The organism is Ruegeria sp. YTSA219, from assembly GCF_059609985.1.
The window spans coordinates 76,188-92,516 of record NZ_JBXWMT010000012.1 but is presented as its reverse complement, the minus strand read 5'-3'; the positions used below and the strand labels follow the sequence as shown (position 1 = coordinate 92,516).

General features: G+C 58.1%; 15 protein-coding genes. 6 read left to right on the top strand and 9 right to left on the bottom strand.

What is annotated here, in order from left to right; genetic code table 11:
- Window position 1: 1 nt before the first annotated feature.
- From AC2FFB_RS15840 to AC2FFB_RS15825, 4 genes are read right to left on the bottom strand one after another with little or no spacing between them, the layout of a single operon-like run.
- The gene (locus AC2FFB_RS15840; protein WP_496678489.1) at window positions 2-2,050 is read right to left on the bottom strand and encodes a hydroxysqualene dehydroxylase; all 2,049 of its coding nucleotides are present in this window, start codon (window positions 2,048-2,050) and stop codon (window positions 2-4) included.
- The gene (locus tag AC2FFB_RS15835; protein ID WP_496824028.1) at window positions 2,043-2,870 is read right to left on the bottom strand and encodes a DUF3237 domain-containing protein; all 828 of its coding nucleotides are present in this window, start codon (window positions 2,868-2,870) and stop codon (window positions 2,043-2,045) included. Before AC2FFB_RS15835 ends, AC2FFB_RS15840 begins: the two co-directional genes overlap by 8 nt.
- Before the next feature lie 14 nt (window positions 2,871-2,884).
- The gene (locus tag AC2FFB_RS15830; protein ID WP_496824029.1) at window positions 2,885-3,766 is read right to left on the bottom strand and encodes an encapsulin; all 882 of its coding nucleotides are present in this window, start codon (window positions 3,764-3,766) and stop codon (window positions 2,885-2,887) included.
- Window positions 3,767-3,819: 53 nt separating this feature from the next.
- On the bottom strand, window positions 3,820-7,023 hold the full coding sequence (locus tag AC2FFB_RS15825; RefSeq protein WP_496875162.1) for an adenylate/guanylate cyclase domain-containing protein: 3,204 nt from the start codon (window positions 7,021-7,023) through the stop codon (window positions 3,820-3,822).
- 448 nt (window positions 7,024-7,471) lie between these two features.
- On the opposite strand from AC2FFB_RS15825, the gene AC2FFB_RS15820 reads away from it, so the two are divergent.
- The 6 genes from AC2FFB_RS15820 (at window position 7,472) to AC2FFB_RS15795 (ending at window position 11,888) form a co-directional block, all read left to right on the top strand.
- Window positions 7,472-7,906: a hypothetical protein gene (locus AC2FFB_RS15820; protein WP_496694292.1), complete on the top strand. Its 435-nt coding sequence runs from the start codon at window positions 7,472-7,474 to the stop codon at window positions 7,904-7,906.
- Entirely contained in the window at window positions 7,903-8,568 is a 666-nt protein-coding gene (locus tag AC2FFB_RS15815; RefSeq protein WP_142638516.1) for a MotA/TolQ/ExbB proton channel family protein, read from the top strand. The genes AC2FFB_RS15820 and AC2FFB_RS15815 overlap by 4 nt, the downstream gene beginning before the upstream one ends.
- Complete coding sequence (locus AC2FFB_RS15810; protein WP_271951790.1) at window positions 8,561-8,926, top strand: biopolymer transporter ExbD; 366 nt, start codon at window positions 8,561-8,563, stop codon at window positions 8,924-8,926. The genes AC2FFB_RS15815 and AC2FFB_RS15810 overlap by 8 nt, the downstream gene beginning before the upstream one ends.
- A 4-nt stretch (window positions 8,927-8,930) precedes the next feature.
- Complete coding sequence (locus AC2FFB_RS15805; protein WP_496875161.1) at window positions 8,931-9,308, top strand: ExbD/TolR family protein; 378 nt, start codon at window positions 8,931-8,933, stop codon at window positions 9,306-9,308.
- Complete coding sequence (locus tag AC2FFB_RS15800; protein ID WP_496875160.1) at window positions 9,305-10,438, top strand: energy transducer TonB family protein; 1,134 nt, start codon at window positions 9,305-9,307, stop codon at window positions 10,436-10,438. The genes AC2FFB_RS15805 and AC2FFB_RS15800 overlap by 4 nt, the downstream gene beginning before the upstream one ends.
- Before the next feature lie 442 nt (window positions 10,439-10,880).
- Window positions 10,881-11,888, top strand: a complete 1,008-nt coding sequence (locus AC2FFB_RS15795) for a porin (RefSeq protein ID WP_142638522.1) — start codon at window positions 10,881-10,883, stop codon at window positions 11,886-11,888.
- Window positions 11,889-11,948: 60 nt separating this feature from the next.
- Here AC2FFB_RS15795 and AC2FFB_RS15790 read toward each other — a convergent pair whose 3' ends face one another.
- The 5 genes from AC2FFB_RS15790 to AC2FFB_RS15770 are packed head-to-tail and all read right to left on the bottom strand — an operon-like array spanning window position 11,949 to window position 16,155.
- On the bottom strand, window positions 11,949-12,491 hold the full coding sequence (locus AC2FFB_RS15790) for a DUF3833 domain-containing protein (protein WP_142638524.1): 543 nt from the start codon (window positions 12,489-12,491) through the stop codon (window positions 11,949-11,951).
- Complete coding sequence (locus tag AC2FFB_RS15785; protein ID WP_496714013.1) at window positions 12,488-13,105, bottom strand: DUF3833 family protein; 618 nt, start codon at window positions 13,103-13,105, stop codon at window positions 12,488-12,490. The genes AC2FFB_RS15790 and AC2FFB_RS15785 overlap by 4 nt, the downstream gene beginning before the upstream one ends.
- Window positions 13,102-14,325 (bottom strand): MFS transporter, encoded by a 1,224-nt coding sequence (locus AC2FFB_RS15780; RefSeq protein WP_496875159.1) that lies wholly within the window; start codon window positions 14,323-14,325, stop codon window positions 13,102-13,104. Before AC2FFB_RS15780 ends, AC2FFB_RS15785 begins: the two co-directional genes overlap by 4 nt.
- Window positions 14,325-14,870: a hypothetical protein gene (locus AC2FFB_RS15775; protein ID WP_496690286.1), complete on the bottom strand. Its 546-nt coding sequence runs from the start codon at window positions 14,868-14,870 to the stop codon at window positions 14,325-14,327. Before AC2FFB_RS15775 ends, AC2FFB_RS15780 begins: the two co-directional genes overlap by 1 nt.
- Window positions 14,821-16,155, bottom strand: a complete 1,335-nt coding sequence (locus AC2FFB_RS15770) for an NAD(P)/FAD-dependent oxidoreductase (RefSeq protein WP_496690285.1) — start codon at window positions 16,153-16,155, stop codon at window positions 14,821-14,823. Before AC2FFB_RS15770 ends, AC2FFB_RS15775 begins: the two co-directional genes overlap by 50 nt.
- Window positions 16,156-16,329 lie beyond the last annotated feature (174 nt).

The following is a 16,329-nucleotide window of genomic DNA, read 5'->3' as shown; positions in this document are numbered from 1 at the left end:
GTCAGCCCTTCTGTGTGATGATGACTTTGCGACCGGACGTGTCGGTTGGCGGTGAGGTCGCCTCAACAATGCCGATCGCCAGATCTTCGGCAAAGTCCGCGCCGGGGATCGGTGTGTCCCGGCCCGGCAGATGCGCGGCCATCAGATTATAGAGCTCAGGAGGTGCCGCGACCATGCGCAACGCGTCCGAGATCGCAGGGTCTTCGACAATTCCGCCGGGCTTGGAGTATTCGGCCGTTAGCGGACCAATCGCGGCCAGCGGTCCTTGCCCACCACGTTTGGTGCCGGTGGCGTCTTGTCCCATGCGCAAAGCGGCCTCGACAGCGATGGCAAAGCGTTCATCCCAGGGCTCACCCGCCTGATATCGGGCATAGTCATAGGCCCGCAGGGGTTGCAGGATGTCGGGCTCATGCAGATCCCAGATTTCACAGGGCTGCGCCTCAGAACCACTGCGCCGTAGGATGGCATTGACGGCTCTTCGGGCAGCCTCATTTGCGCCTTCCATGGTGGCCAGGTCGGTGTTGGTCCGGACGTAGTCGGACGCAAGCATAAAGTTCGGAATCAGCGTCGCCGCTTCGGGCCGCAGCCGCCAGCTGTTAATGCGGTTTACCAACAGCGGTTCGACATTGCTTTCTCGGGCAGGATGATCGGGGTCCTCAACGATGTCGGGATCCAGGAACCAATAATGCAGTTCTTCATCCCTGAGGACGATGTTGCCATCAACGTTCAGGCTGCGTTTGAGCTGTTCCCAGACCTCTTTGGCGATTTCTTCACGAGAGCTGTCGCGCGCGGTTTTTCCGTTCGTGCCCGGCTTGTCCCATTCGGAAATATCGACCGAGAGCAATCCCTTGGTCTTACCATCGGCCCAGTTTTCAAAATCTATCTGGGACCAGAATTGTTTTTGCGAAACAGCCGTCAGCGCCCAAGGGCTGTCGATAAAGATCACATGGCCATGGGCTAGTTCAACATCCTTGGTCAGGTAAAACTGTATGCCATTCATCCATTGCACGTCTTCGGCAAGCAATGGCAGCTTGGCCAGACCCGGATCTACCTTTGTCATGGCCGGCGTCACCAAAGGTGCAATGCGTTCAATGGGCAAGGCGCTGATGAACCAATCACCGGTGACCTGCTTTTGCGTGCCGTCCTGTTCAACGGTGGCGCTGGCAATTCGGCCGTTTCGGCATTCAATCCCGGTGACCTTGGAATCGAAATGGTACACCACACCCCGGCTTTTCAGATATTCCAACCAAGGCTGAATCCAGACCAAGTTGGTCGGCCCGTTCAGCAGCCTGTTGCTGGTCGCCTCGGGTGTTGCGATCCCAAGCTGCAGTTGAATGGCGACATCGCCGACGGTCTTGGTGCTTGCGGTTGTCGCTTTGGCCGCCACCAGTGACCGGGTCAGGCCGATTGCCAGAAACTTCTGATAGGCTTCGGACCGCTCCGCGGCGCCGATGAATTCCCACCAGCCGATACGTTCATACTCATCGAACCGGCGCTCTTTGCACGAGGTCGCAATGCGCCACATGCAACCAATGAAATGTTCGATATCCTCAAAGTCGATTTCGTTGCGCGGCGAGATTGTATAGGCAAAGGTCTTGAGCGCATTGGCGACCTCTTTTAGCGATTGTGGAAACCGCTCGGGTACGATGATACCGGGGTGGTCGAACTGGCTGACCAATACCTGGGTTGTCGGAACCAGATTGTCGTAGCAGGTGCCCTTGTCATAATAGGGCGTGCGCGACATCGTATTGGTGATGTGCCGGTAGAAGTTAGGGAAGAACCGGAACCCATGTTCACCGGGCAACCAGGGGCGTTTGACACCGGGTGGCAGGTCATAGCCGTGCATCCCGATCCAGTCTTTCAGCGCTCTGATATGTTCCTCTTTCGAACCGTGATCGTCTTCGCCTTCAAGCACCGGAATGCTGCGGGCCTTGCCGCCAGCGATAAGCTGGCGCTCGTAGACTTCGACTTCGAAACCCCGTTCGATCAGCTCATGCGCGGCGCTCATCCCGCCGACGCCTCCGCCTAATATGACCACCTTTTCAGCCATCGGATGTTCCTTTCGCGGAATAGACGTCAAATCGCAGGGTGATGTCGGACAGGCTGGCCTCTCCGATCCCGAAACCCTGCAAACGGTTGATCCACATATAACGCGGATTCGAGGTCAGATACCGGGGTGCCAGCCGAACCGGGGCACTGGGTGGCAGCTTGCCCTTGGCAAGGGCGGCATAGCCATCCGTACCGAAATCGCAGATCCCGGTATCGTCGAACATGACCGGGGCACCGCCGGTTGTCGGATTGATAAGCGCCTTGGCATGCAGAATACCCACGCCATCAGGGCGCACGCGCATCCAGTCTCCGCCCACGGGCTCGATCGTTCCGTTCAGTTTCGGGCCGGTCACGGTACCGCCTTCTTTGATCGCAAAATGCAGCCATATGCCATCGGGAGTTTCACCCGATGGGTTGAAGTTGCCCGAAAACGGCACCTCAAAATGGGCGATATGATCCAGCACCGGACTGGATGTCTCGTGTTTTGGCGCGCGATCTTCTGGTTTCGGTGCGACCGCGTTTCCGGGGTCATAATCGCGCCCGCCCGAGGTCAGAACCGGCCGCCAGGTCATCTGTTTTCCCACAGCGGGAACGGGCAGGGCCGCTGCAAATTGTTGCAACCCCGTTTGTTGATCCTGACCCAGTGGCCACCCACGGACAGCCCGCTCAGGTCCGCCGCCTTCGCGATAGAACAGGCGCAGCGTGTCATGCGGAGATATCGCAGGCCCGGCCTCAACCAGAACCCGCTGTACCCCGGTGGCTGCCTGAAAGGCGGCCTCGGACCAGCGCAGGGTGACCCCGCCGTCGCTGAATTCCCGCATACCCATCGCGCCGGTCAGCACGTGATGGTCGAGATAGCCTGAGCTTCTTTGATCCTGAGGCGGAATTTCTGCTGAACGCGGAAGATATGATCGCCATCTGCCGAGGTCTGCAGATATTTGACCGCAATGTCAGAAGGTACAACAATCTCAACCGGTGCGCCCTGCAAAGACACCAGCACGGCCTTGTTCACCGGAAATGCGCCAGACCGCAGCAGCGGCCCGTCCAGAAATGGCAAAATGCTGTCGCGGGGCAGGACCATCGAGTTTTCCATCGGTGTCGTGACCGCCTGGAACAGGCCGTTACCCATCACACAAGCATAGGGTCCAAGATGACCCAGGGATTCCAGTTGACTGATCCCCGCAACCACGGCCTCGAAAACCTCGGGGCCGGTAGGCTTTTTCTTGGAACCGCTGGAAATGGGTTGTGCCTCCCCCGCTTCCAGCAGGCCTTCGTATTTTCCACCACCGCTTACGGTATAAACCGGGGGCAGCGTGACGGGTGTGCCGGGCGCGGGTTGGGGGCCTTCACCGGTGCCGGCCTGACCGTTAAAAATGATCTCATCCTCAACCCGTGCGACAATGGCAGCCGCCCGGCGGAACATAATCAGCGCGGCGGCCAGTTCGGGATCTGCAAGCTGTGCGCCTTTGACATGGACGTTCACGGACACTGTCGACAGCCGCGTCGTATCAAAATCATTCACGCCAAAGCGCATCTTTGGACCGGTCGCTTCGGGAACCAGTTCAAGCTTGTTCAGAGGAACCGATTGGGTATCAGCCGGTAGCGGGCCGTAGAGCGGCAGAAAACTGGCAGCAATACGCGCGCGCAACGCTTCATCGTGGACGGCCTTGTTCACAGCGTCCCACTGCTGCTGGTCCAATTCAAGTGCTTCGGTCATCGTCTCCCCCTTCTGGATGGCACTGCGCGGTTAAATCTGGCAGCTATCTAATTTCATAACGTTTTAGCAAGTTTGTTCAGGCAATCCAGAGCGCGTTTCTCTTGAACAACTGCCCCGATGTCATGTGCAAGCTGCAGGGCTTGATTTGCCTCAGTGACAGCTTGGTCAAGGTCGCCACGGGCGGCCAATGCTTTGGCGCGCACACGGTGATATTCCGGCTTGTTCAGCATCTCTCCACGCTCCCACCCGGGCGTGCAAACATGTTCAAGCCGGTTCAGGGCAACCTCGATATGACCCTGATCGATCAACAGCTCCGACAGGACAATCTGGTTTTGCGGGAAGGTAAAGTTGCCGCCAGCCTGGGACACAAGGTCCATATAGGTCCCGACACGAGCAGCCCCCCCGATCACGTCACCTTTGCCCGCCTGAGCCAGACCCAGATAGATATCCTGCATTGCGTGAAGATACAGGAACCCTTCTTCGTCCGCGATCCGACGCGCTTCGTTCATCGTATCGTCCAGCAAGTCCCATTCGCCCGCATACGGAAGGAACATCGACGACGCGCCCATAATGTAAACAAGGTTGGGGGCGTGTTCGAACGGCTTGCTGATTTCGATCGACTTCAAGCGGGCCTCTTCGGCCTCGTCGAATTTGCCAAGCTGCCACAGAAGACAGCCCTGAATGGCAAAGAACGACGCGCTGGTCGAGGACTGGGTCATCGGCATCATGGCCATGTCAAGCTCGGGCGTGATCAGGGCAAGGCCCCGTTCAAGCTGTCTTTCGCAATCGGCAAACTCGCCGCGGAAATAATGAGTATAGCTGAGCGCCCGAGCAGCAAGGACGTTTGTAACCGGATCCGGTGCAAGGCTGGCCATGCCGTCAAGGGCCTGCGCCATCTCAAGTGCGCGGTTCATCTGGCCCGACACAAAGAAATGCGTCCATCGGCAGAAGGTCGCGGCAAACAGGGTTTCGCCCGCACCCAGCGCCTGTGCAAGATGCATCGCACGGGCTGCGGTCTGCCCAACCTGTGTGGATGACCAACCGTGTATCGCCATGAACGCAGGCAACACATTCATCTGGACGCCAAGCTCTACTCCATCTCGTTCGGGACCGCCGGGCATCGTTTCGATATTGCGCAATGCGGCCTGAAAAGCGGCAATCGCCGGTAGGTTCGCAAGGCGGCTGAGGGCCTGTTCACCCGCCAGAACCCAGTGGGTAACAGCCTCGCCCTTAAGACCGCCTAGATCGCAGTGATGCGCCACGGTATCCGGTGTCGGGTTACCAAAAGCCTTGTGACCGGCCAGCAATTCTTTGGCGATTTTCAGGTGAATCTGTTCCCTGTCTTCAAGTAAAAGCGACTGGTACGCTGTGTCCTGCACCAGCGCATGGTGGAACGTGTAAGTCGGCGCCCCGGCTTCGCTGGTGATGGATACCAGACCTGCACCGATCAGTTGGATCAATGCCGATTCCACATCCGTTTCCTTGGGCGCTACCGCATGGATCATCGCCGACGTGAAGCTGCGGCCAATCACGGATCCCAACTGCGCTACAGGTCGCGCATTTTCCATCCGGTCCAGCCGCGACATCAGCGAGTCATGAAGAGTTGCGGGGATACTGAGGGTTCCCATTACCCCGGCGTCGATGGGCACGTCCTGCGGCAGTTGATCCAGAACCGCCTTGGTCATTTCCTCGATATAAAGCGGTACACCATCGGCTTTTTCGACAATCTGTCTGACCAAAGTGACCGGCAGGCTGCGCGGTACGGCAACACGGCGCACCAGTTCAGACGCTTCGAGAACCGAAAGAGGTGTCAATTCGACGATTGACGCGCGGCCTTCAAAATGTTCCGGAGGCTCGTATTCAGGGCGGTGCGTCAGAACCACAAGGATGGGCAACTGATCCAAGGCGTCGATCAGCGCGTCCAAGGCATCCAGCGTGGTTGCGTCCGCCCAGTGCACATCTTCGAATACCAACAGCAATGACCCGCGTTCATCGCAGATGCTCCCGGCACAGCGGATCAGCAAATCCAAAGATTTGCGGGCTTTCTTGATCGGATCGGGTTCGACCGGAGCGTCAGTTTCAAACCCGGCCAAATCCAATAGCAGCGCAGCATCTTCTTCGGTCAAACGAGAGGCGTTTTTCGCGTATTCCCTGATCGACTCGGTTACCTTGTCGGTATCAGTCTCATCCCCTGCAAACCGCCGAAGCTCGGCACGCAGCGGGTGCAGGGGCAAACTGGCAAGATGCGGGACACATTGCAGGGTCATAGGCCTTTGTCCCAGCGTTTTGCTGAGGGAATTGATCAGCCGCGATTTCCCGATACCGGCCGGGCCACCAACCAGCGCAACCTGACCCGATCCGCGCAGCACATGATCCCAAAGCCCTGTCAGGCCGGTCAGGTCGTCTTCGCGGGCAACCAATTTGACCGTCGACTTGCCGGTGCGTGCGTCGAACCGGCTGGCGGCGATCTTTTCGTCAATAACGCGGAAGACCGAGCGCTCACCATCAAATCCCTTCAATTCGTGATTGCCGCGCGGTTCAAAGTTAAAGGCCCCTTTTGTCAGGCGCCATGTCTCGGACGAGACGACAACTTCACCGGGATTGGCCAATCCCTGAAGGCGTGAGGCAAGGTTGGCCGTTTCGCCAACAATGAAATCCTGTGTTCCCAGGCTGGCAGAGGAAACAACCCCGACAACGACAACTCCGGTTGCGATTCCCGCGCGCAGGTCCAGGTTTTCACCGAACTTGTTTTCCAGATTCTGAACCGCTTCGATGGTTTCCAAAACTGCACGCACCGCGCGCTCGGTATCATCTTCAGTGGCTTTCGGATATCCGAAATACATCATGATGCCATCGCCCTGCTTATAAGCCAGGTGGCATCCGTGTTGTTTCATCGTGCCGATGGCGGTGTCCAGATACAGATTCATGATCTGCATCAGCTCTTCCGGATCATGCCGCTGTGCTAATTGCGTGGACCCGACCAGATCGCAGAATACAAGCGTCAGCTGTCGCCGTTCGGCAACGCGGGACATTGCGGGTCTGTCGGACGCTTCCTGAAGCTTCAGTTGTGCCTGTGTTTGCCGAAAACGTTTCCTTTGACCGACAGTCAAACCCAGATCTCGAAGTTCCGGGTCTGTCAATTCGTCCAATATTACGTCGTCTATCCCTTCTTCGAGAAACCGCGCGCTGAAGTCATGTAGATCGGCGTTTTGCAGAATAGTTGAAAGGCGTGTGGATTTCCCGATGACAGTCGTCATTGATCAGCGCTTGCCCCCTGGTACTTCTTCGGCACATCGTTGCATGCCTCTTTCGCGTCAATATCGCGCCGAATCCAAAAGATTGACGTGGTATCAGACCAATTTGGTAACAAGTGTGGCAGATGTCAGGCCGAATTGCTATGATATTGCGGTCAAGCCTCCCAAATGAATGGTTTTGTTGTCAAATCGGAACCAGCCCGGTGTGGTCGCACCACTCAGACGCAATTTCGGTCGGTCCGAGGTTAATTGGCACCAGGTACAAGGCCTCAGGGGTTCAGGTTAATCCGGCCGGAAACCAGTGGTCTGACCGGATGGCCGTAAATATGCCGGTTGGTCACAAATGCGTCGCGAGCCCTTTCGCGGGCCATAGCTCTTGGATAAAAGAATAACGCGCCAGCACCGAAACGCCGGCCTTCGATGTCTTCATTGAATTACCGGGAGAATACCTGTGACGTCTTTCCGCCTGGCGAAACTCGCGATCCTTTGTCTTGGCATTCCAACCATGTCCCTTGCGCAATCCGCCGAGGACCCAAGCGCTGGGCTGTTGATGGAACTGAACAATTTGCAACAGGTCGATGGCAACTGCCGACTGTCATTTCTGTTGCAAAATCAGACCGGTGCCGAGATTGAGGCCGCCAATTATGAAACCGTGATCTTCAACGCCGAGGGCAATGTTGTCAGCCTGTCGCTGTATAATTTCCGCGATATTCCTGCGGGACGTCTGCGGGTGCGGCAGTTCAGCATCGCGGACATGAGCTGCGGCGATGTTGGCCGGATTCTGATCAACGGATCCAATACATGTACGGTCGAAGGCGCCGAAAGCGATCTTTGCGACGAAGCCCTTACGCTAAACAACCGAACAGATGTGGAGTTTCTCAGATGAGCCCGCTTGATGCTTTGCGTGAAATTGTTGCCCTTGGCGGGCCGGTGGTTGCGGTCCTGATCGCCATGTCGATCGTGACGCTGGCCGTCACGCTGTACAAGCTTTGGCAGTTCACCGTTTCCGGTGTCGGTCGGCACAAGATCCTGTCCCAGGCGCTTGCGGCCTGGGATGCAGGTGACACGCAGGCCGCAAGGGCCAAGCTGGCGGAAAGCCGCAGTTATCTTGCGCCGCTAGTCAGAACTGCCATGGATGCGCCCATCATGCCCGGGCTGGACCAAAGGCTGGATGCCGAGGCCGGGTTGGCCTTGGCGGGCCTTGAACGCGGCTTTCGCCTGCTGGACACCGTGGCACAGCTGGCGCCTCTGCTGGGCCTGTTCGGCACCGTCCTTGGCATGATCGAAGCGTTCCAGAGCCTTCAGACTGCCGGATCGTCGGTTGATCCCTCGCTGCTTGCGGGCGGTATCTGGGTAGCGCTGGTCACCACAGCGGTTGGTCTGGCCGTGGCGATGCCGACCTCGATGGTTCTGTCCTGGTTCGAAAGTCGCACTGCGCGCGAACGGGTTTTCGCCGACAAGGCCTTGAGGACCGTTCTTGTTCCGGGGCGGGGATCGTCAGACCCTGCCCAGATGGCCGCTGTCCCAACGACAGCAGATCATGCGTAATCGGGCACCATTTGTGCGACGGCCAATGTCGATGACGCCGCTCATCGACATCATTTTCCTTTTGTTGCTTTTCTTCATGCTGACTTCGACCTTCTCGAAATATGCCGAGATCGAATTGAGCAGTGCGACCGGCGGCGCCTCGACCGACGAAGTTACGGGTCAGCGGGTGTTTCTGCAGCTGGGATCAGAGCGCCTGATCCTGAACGGTGTGCCGGTCACATTGGACGACGTGGTCGAACAGGTGAACACCGGTCAGGTCCTGGTCAGCCTCGACCCCGATACAACCTCGCAAAGGCTGGTCAATCTGCTGGTGCGGCTGCGTGGGCGCGACGGGTTGAGCGTTCTGGTGTTGGAGTGAGGCGATGATCCGCAATCTTCGACCCCGCCGCAAACGCGATTCGACCATTGCTTTGATCAATGTCGTGTTTCTGATGCTGATCTTCTTTTTGATCACCGGAACGATAGCGCCGCCGCTGGATCCGGATCTGCAACTTGTGGATACGTCAGAACTGGATGGCAGTGAGCCTCCCGACGCATTGGTTCTGCACAAGAACGGATTGCTCAGCTTTCGGGGCCGCCCGATGACCCCCGAAGCCTATATGGCCGGTCGCGAACCCGCGCCGGTGCGCATCGTGCCCGACCGTGAAGCACCGGGCCACCGCCTGATTGAGGTGACGGGGACTCTGCGGCGGTTGGGGGCGACGTCGGTCTTTGTAGTGACCGAAAAGGCGCTGGAATGATCAGACGCTCGGTTGTCATTGCGGCTATTGCGGTCCTGGTGTCCCTGTTAATTCACTTAGTCGGGTTGAGCGTGACGGCGCCCCGTCTGACTGAAACCACGGAACCTGCAGGCCCGGCCGATGCCATCGCGCTGGGCAATGAGTTCGAAGAGATTGCCGATGTCGTTGCGGACCCGGTTGAGCCCGAGCCCGCCCCCGAATCCGAACCGGAACCGGAAGAGCCGCTGGAGCCCGAACCGGCACCCGAACCCGAAGAAGTGCCGGTCAGCGAAGCATTGGTCGCCTCTGATAACCCTCAGCAGGTCCCTTCACCCGATCTGGGCAAGTCCGAAATCGTGCGCCCGGTTGTGACGGAAACGGTTGAGCCGTCGGAAACCACATCTGAGACACCTTCGGACGCAAATGAAGCCGCCAGCCAGGACGAAGATTCCACGCCTCAGGCCGAACCCAATGAGCAGGCCGAAACACCCGAAGGAGTGCCCGAGGCCAGCCCGGTGCAAGCCGAAGAACAGGCAGCGGTTGACCCGGCCCCGGCCGAAGTTCCCACGCCCGAGCCATCGCCGGTTCCCGACATACCGCTGATAGCTGACATACCCGACGTCGACATCCCACTTGTCGAGCCCGAACCCGAACCTGAGGCGGAAGAAGAGACAGCGACGGCACTAACCTCTTCGGTGCGTCCGAAGCTACCGGATCAACGACCTAGTTCCAAACCGCAGGGCGTCTTGCCGGGCTCCAACGATTTCAGTGATCTGCGGTTCCCAGAGAAAGAAGTCGAATCCCCGCTGTCGCAGTACAAACGCGCGGGAATTGACCCGTTCACACGCGGCAACACCAGTGCAGGTTCAGGGGGAAGGGGGCCAGGCAATTCCACCAAAACCAACTATGCTGGCCGTGTGCTCATGCATCTGAACCGGGCGCCTTTGGTCTATGTTTCGGCACGCGGTTTCGCTCAAGTCTTTTTTCAGATCAACTCGGATGGCACCTTGGCCTTTGTCGATGTGGTCGACAGCTCTGGATCCCCCGAAGTCGACCGCGCTGCCAAGGCGCAGGTTCGTGCGGCGTCACCTTTCCCGTTGCCCCCTGGCGGTGTCAGCCGCAGCCTGTCATTTTTCTATAACAGCAACTAGCATATGGTGCCGTAGCAGGATCGCATCCGACCCGAAGCGCGGCTGGGCATTATGCTGTGTGACTGGGCGTGCTCTTGGGCGTGGCAATTCCCGGAATGCGGACTCTCAGATTGCGACTCACCTGAAATTGGGCTGCAGTCACAACAGGGGTAGGGACCGAGAATCCCTGAATCATGCGACCTGTCAATAATTCCCGGTTTAAAGAGGTGGTCTGGCTTTTTTGCGTTCAAATTTTTGTAACGTTTCCAATGAGCGAACAAAGTGCTCGAAAAGCTTGAATATCTACGCCCTGCGGCCTTTTTGCCCGGTGCAAAGTGGCAACACCGTTGCAGGCAGAGGGCGTGGAAAATCCCGTCTCGCTATTGTGCCCATGTTGAAATTATTCGACGAATTTAGCCGCCGCTTCGGTGGCACTACTCCTCTCAAAACTTATGGATTAACCATGAAAAACGTACTCATCGCATCGACCGCGCTGATTGCAACCGCCAGTGTTGCTGCCGCGGAAGTCAAATTCAGCGGCTATGGCCGCTTTGGTCTGGGCTATGAAGAAGACCGTTCAGCAACCACCACCACAACGACCGCGTCTGGTGCGGTCAATTCGAACAACGCCTCGACCGACGATACCATTTTGGTATCGCGTTTTCGTCTGAACATCGACGCCAGTGCCGAAACAGATGGCGGCGTTGAATTCCAGGGCCGTGTTCGTCTGCAGGCGGATGACGATTCAAGCACCGGCGAGCAGAACGAAGCTGGCCTGAATGGCGCCCGTTTCTCGGTTATCTATGGCGGCCTGCGTGTTGACGCCGGTAACGTTTCGGGTTCGTTCGACAACCTGGATGACTACTTCGGTACCGAGCCGGGCCTGGAAGAATTCCTGGGTCAGTATTCGGGCGTGAACTATTCCTTCCTAGAATACAGCTCAACCGGCACGGGCGCGAATGCTGTGTTCTTCCGCTACACCGTTGGCGATCTGGCATTCTCGGCATCCTATGACCAGGACACGAAATTCCTGGGCGCAGGCATCACTGACGACCGTGATCGCTGGGACGTAAGCGCAACTTACACCTTCAACAACTTCACCGCCTCGCTGGCATATGGTGAAACTGATGAAGGCGCAGGCGTTGACAAGGAAAGCCTGACTGTTCTGACCCTGGGTGCAGAACTGGGCGATTTCTACGGCACCCTGTTCGTGGCTGACGATGACGTCAACAACGACGCCGAAGACGGCACCGCTTATGGTTTCTCGGTCGCCTATGATCTGGGTGCGGCAACCACGCTGCAGCTGGTTTACGGTGACGGTTCGGCTGACGACGACACCCGCAACATCGGTGTTGGCGCCATCTATGACCTGGGCGGCGGTGTATCGCTGCGTGGTGCAGTTGGCGAGATCAAAGACGGCGATGACGACGGCAAGATCCGTGCCGACTTTGGTGCTCAGTTCAACTTCTAAGCTGATCTGAACCATATTGATCTAAGGGCGGGCCTTCGGGTCCGCCCTTTTTCTGTCTGACTATTTCTTTTCAAAGAACAAAATGACTTCACCCAGCCGGATGCCATAGCGCGAGACATAGGCCCGGTTCAGCAGCCGGTCATCGCTCAGCAGCCACATCCAGTCATCGAAATCGACCCGCATGGTCCCATCCTTGACGGGCAGGTCGATCTTGTAGGTCCAGTTGAAGGTATCGCCACGCTCGATCCCGCTGGCGGTGCCCAGCACGCCGGGGGCTGTGCCGGTCCAGGTATCCTCGCCGGTTTTGGTCAGGGTCCAGACGCGCTGCTCGGTTGCGCCGTCGTCATAAACGAAATCCTCGATCAGGGTCAGCGTCTCGCCATCCCATGTACCATTGATATCAACAGTGAACCGGCGTGGCACATTGCCCAGAACATCCTGAAATTGACCATAGGCCACAGTCTGACCCTCAAAGAACTCTTCCAGGTTCAACTGCCGATCGGACAAAAAGGTCTTGGGGGTTCGGGGTTTCGCGGAGCAGGCAGCCAGAACGGTCAGCCCCAGAACAGCAAGGCCCGCGATGACAAGACGACGTGGTTTCATTGCAGCACCCGTGTTTCAGCGGCGGTGTCATGGCCATTCGCCCGGTCCAGATAGGTCGATTTGGTGGAGGGCGCCGGGCGCATGGTGGCTATCAGCTCGGCGACTTTGATGCCGAACATTCGCATCTCGGACCGGTTCATGATCACGCCACTTTCCGTCAGGTACATCCAGTCGGTTACGTCCAGCGTGTGTCCCCCTGCGTCCTCGGGCAGGATGATCTTGTAGGTCAGCTTTACGGTCGAGCCCGAGACCGTGCCGCGCCCTTCGCCCACGATGTCATCTGCTGTCGCGATGAATGTGTTTCCTGTGCCCAGAGTCAGATACCATTTGCGGGCCATCTTCTTGCCGTTGGAATAGGTGAAATTCTCGGTCAGAGTGCCTGTGTTGCCGTCCCATTCCCCGACCATACGGGCGACAAAGCTGTTCGACATCTTACCGTCGGGGCCATAGATCAGCCCTTCGGACAGGATCTCCCCGTTCAGGTTTTCCGTCATCTTAAACGCGGGGCCGGTGCCGCTGTAATCCTCAGGCGATTGGGCCCGAAAGCTGAGATAGCGCCCTTTTGCGATGGACAGGGCGAAGATGATGAGCAGGGCAATGGCAAGTAGTTTCATTTGGCTGAGACCTCAGTTGGCAGCGTCAGGACCATTCCAAACGCGCCGAGTTTCAGGATGCAGGGCAAAATGGCATAGGCGAGGTTGAGCGTTTGCAGCGCCTCGGCTGAATTTGCCTGTCCCGGAGTGAATCCGCTGCGTTCCAGCAATGGCAGGGTGAAGAAGGCCGCCAGGGCCAGCCCCAGCTTGCCCGCGAAGGACCAGATGCCGAATGCGGCGGATGCGTTCAGATCTGCGCGTGTCAGAGCGACCGAGAACATGGCCGGCAGCACCACCATATCCGCCCCAAGTGCGGCGCCCGATGCAATGCAGATCAGGGCGAACCCGGCTAGGCTGCCGGTTGACAGCGTCGCGGCGCTGACAAAGGCCGCAATCGACAGCGGCATGGCGATCATTAGGGTCTGTTTCGGGCCAATCCGATTGCTGAGCCGCGCCCAAAGGGGCACGCTTGCCCCCGCGCTGAGGAAGAACAAGATCAACAGCGGTCCTGCCATGCCTGGCAGTTGCAGCCGGTCTTCGACAAAAAACAGAAACAGAGTCGAGGTGATGGCGACCGGCAAGCTGTTGATCAGCGCAAGAACCAGCAGGCGCAGCGCACCGGCATCGCCGAGCCCGGAAAAGGTCAGGGCTTGTCCGGTTATCGGCGCGCGTCGCCAGATCGGGGCCGTCAGGACAAAGGTCAGAATGGCGATGAGGCCCAAAAACAGCCCGAACGCAGGATAGCCCTGCGCCTGCGCGCCAAAGGCGACAAACAGCGCGGGGGCACTTGCGGCAAGTATCACGCCGGTTAGCTGCCCGCCCTCGCGATAGGCGGCGAGTGTCATCAGCTCGGACGGGGTGGGCGTTTTGGCCAACGTGGCGCTGCGGCCATAGAGCAGGATGGTTCCCAGGCTGTAGGCTGAAAACAGCAGGATAAGGATGGCCACCAAACTGGCAACGGACGCGCCCTCAGACAGAGTGAACAGCAGCGGGAAGCCAACCGCCAGCCCAAGTGCGGCGAGGGCAGCAAACAAAAGCTGGCCACCAGGCCACCGGTCAATCGCCCAGCCAATCAGGGGATCCTGCACAAGGTCAACCAAACGGATCAGCAACAGGACGGCGCCGATCACCCCAAGGCCAATACCCAGATTGACCGCCGCAAAACGCGGCAGGTGAATGTAAAGCGGGATGCCTGCAGCGGCGAGCATCAACGCATAGAGACTGACCCGGGGATACAGCATCACTGACCCTTCAACTGCCGGGTAAAGTTGGCCGATCTGGTGTTGCTGCCAAGAAAGATCGACATGAATGCGCGCGTGATGCCCGGGCTCGACAAGGTGCAGGTTCTGCTGCCATTGCGCCAGAACCCGATCTTGTCCGGCCCCTTCGAGATTGCCAAATAGCTGTCGCCTTTGCTGACGGCCTGAAAACAGGCCTGCAACTGATCGGCGGTTGGAGGCGGGTTGCCCTGTCGCACCATTTCGTCAAGCGTCGACTTGATCAGAGCCTTCTGCGCGATGGATCTGCGGTATGTCAGTTTCAGTCCGAACTCTTGATTCCAGTTAAACGGCGCGCCGCCGGGCGTATAAAGCCTGGCATCGTAAACCGGCAAACCCAGGAACCGGAACGTAGAGCTGCCCAGAACCTGCGGATCGCCCAACCGTTCAGCCAAAGGTGACGCCGCTAAACCGCAGGGCAGCACCATCGCCAGCGCCAGAATGGCCTGGCGCAACAGCTCAAAGATCGGCCGCAACAGGGATGGCCGCGATCTGTTCGGGGGTGCCATTGTCTGCTCCGATGGTTTGCGGGCCGCCAGTGATCCGCTCGACGACATGCATGGCGCTGGCAATCCCGTCTTCGTGAAACCCGTGCCGGTTATAGGCGCCCGCAAACCAGGTGCGGTTCTGTCCCTGCATCTCGCGGATTTGCCCCTGTGCCCAAAGTGCGGCCTTGTCAAAAACCGGATGGGCGAATTCGACCTTATCATAGATCTTGTCGGCGGCGATCTCGGATGAGGCGTTCAGCGTCACAAACAGCGGGTCACTGTCGGGAATATTCTGCAGCCGGTTCATCCAATAGGTCACCCCGACATTCCCGGCCTGCGAGCGATAGGTCCAGCTGGACCAGCAGGCCCGGCGTTTGGGCATCTGCGACGGATCGCAATGCAGGATGGCCGTGTTGGGCTGATACCGGATCGCGCCAAGCGCGGCTGCTTCGGCTGGGGTGGCATCCTGGCCCAGAATGGCAAGGGATTGATCCGAGTGGGTGGCCAGAATGATCTCATCATACTGATCCGACTGGCCTTGGCTGTGAACGGTCACGCCTATCTCATTGCGCTGCACCCTCTGAACGGGGCTGGCCAGACGTATTTCGGCCCCGCGGGCACGCAGGGTGGCGTCAATCCGGCGGACATATTCAATGCTGCCGCCCTTGACCGTGTACCATTGGTGCTGATTGGCGCGGCCATTGGCCAGCAGAGCGTGATTGCGAAAGAACTGCACCAGCGACCGCGCCGGGAATTGATCCACAAATTCAACCGGGGTCGACCAGATCGCCCCGCACATGGGCATCAGGTAATTGTGCCGAAACCAGTGCCCCAACCGCAACTGATCAACCAGCTCTCCGATCGTTGTGTCATCGTCCTTGGCTGCGTCCGGGGCCTCTCTGCCAAAACGCAGGATGTCGGCGATCATCTTGTAATAGGCCGGCCGCGCAAGGTTGCGTTTCTGCGCCGTAAGAGTGCGCAGGTTGTTCAGCCCGTATTCGATGCGCCCGTTGTCGATGGTCGCACCAAAGCTCATCTCGGATTTTTCGACAGGCACGTTCAGCGTATCGAACAACCGTGTCAGGTAAGGGTAGGTGGCATAGTTGAAGACGATAAAACCGGTATCGACGGGCTGATCGCCATTTTTTCCCGCCATGACCGTGCGGGCATGCCCGCCAAGCCTGGGTTCAGCCTCAAAGAGTGTCACGTCATTGTTTTCGGAAAGATAATAAGCTGCTGAAAGGCCTGAAATGCCTGCGCCAACTATGGCGATTTTTTTCCTGCCCCTTTGGGTTTCGTCGAACATGATAGCCTCGTTACGTGACGTTTTGATATTGAATACGCAGTAGGGGCAGGATTGGATCATTCAAGACATGGGTTTTTCAGGTGCGGCTGCAATTTAGCGGCCTCACCGCGAGCAACCGAAGGTGATCCAAACTGGCCGTGTAACCGTATTGAAATAACACAATTCAGAAATGGT

What these genes read in the sequence shown, in the direction of transcription:
- AC2FFB_RS15840 (WP_496678489.1), bottom strand. Translation starts at nt 2,050, where the DNA reads ATGGCTGAAAAGGTGGTCATATTAGGCGGAGGCGTCGGCGGGATGAGC.
- AC2FFB_RS15835 (WP_496824028.1), bottom strand. Translation starts at nt 2,870, where the DNA reads ATGCGGGAATTCAGCGACGGCGGGGTCACCCTGCGCTGGTCCGAGGCC.
- AC2FFB_RS15830 (WP_496824029.1), bottom strand. Translation starts at nt 3,766, where the DNA reads ATGACCGAAGCACTTGAATTGGACCAGCAGCAGTGGGACGCTGTGAAC.
- AC2FFB_RS15825 (WP_496875162.1), bottom strand. Translation starts at nt 7,023, where the DNA reads ATGACGACTGTCATCGGGAAATCCACACGCCTTTCAACTATTCTGCAA.
- AC2FFB_RS15815 (WP_142638516.1), top strand. Translation starts at nt 7,903, where the DNA reads ATGAGCCCGCTTGATGCTTTGCGTGAAATTGTTGCCCTTGGCGGGCCG.
- AC2FFB_RS15810 (WP_271951790.1), top strand. Translation starts at nt 8,561, where the DNA reads ATGCGTAATCGGGCACCATTTGTGCGACGGCCAATGTCGATGACGCCG.
- AC2FFB_RS15805 (WP_496875161.1), top strand. Translation starts at nt 8,931, where the DNA reads ATGATCCGCAATCTTCGACCCCGCCGCAAACGCGATTCGACCATTGCT.
- AC2FFB_RS15800 (WP_496875160.1), top strand. Translation starts at nt 9,305, where the DNA reads ATGATCAGACGCTCGGTTGTCATTGCGGCTATTGCGGTCCTGGTGTCC.
- AC2FFB_RS15795 (WP_142638522.1), top strand. Translation starts at nt 10,881, where the DNA reads ATGAAAAACGTACTCATCGCATCGACCGCGCTGATTGCAACCGCCAGT.
- AC2FFB_RS15790 (WP_142638524.1), bottom strand. Translation starts at nt 12,491, where the DNA reads ATGAAACCACGTCGTCTTGTCATCGCGGGCCTTGCTGTTCTGGGGCTG.
- AC2FFB_RS15785 (WP_496714013.1), bottom strand. Translation starts at nt 13,105, where the DNA reads ATGAAACTACTTGCCATTGCCCTGCTCATCATCTTCGCCCTGTCCATC.
- AC2FFB_RS15780 (WP_496875159.1), bottom strand. Translation starts at nt 14,325, where the DNA reads ATGCTGTATCCCCGGGTCAGTCTCTATGCGTTGATGCTCGCCGCTGCA.
- AC2FFB_RS15775 (WP_496690286.1), bottom strand. Translation starts at nt 14,870, where the DNA reads ATGGCACCCCCGAACAGATCGCGGCCATCCCTGTTGCGGCCGATCTTT.
- AC2FFB_RS15770 (WP_496690285.1), bottom strand. Translation starts at nt 16,155, where the DNA reads ATGTTCGACGAAACCCAAAGGGGCAGGAAAAAAATCGCCATAGTTGGC.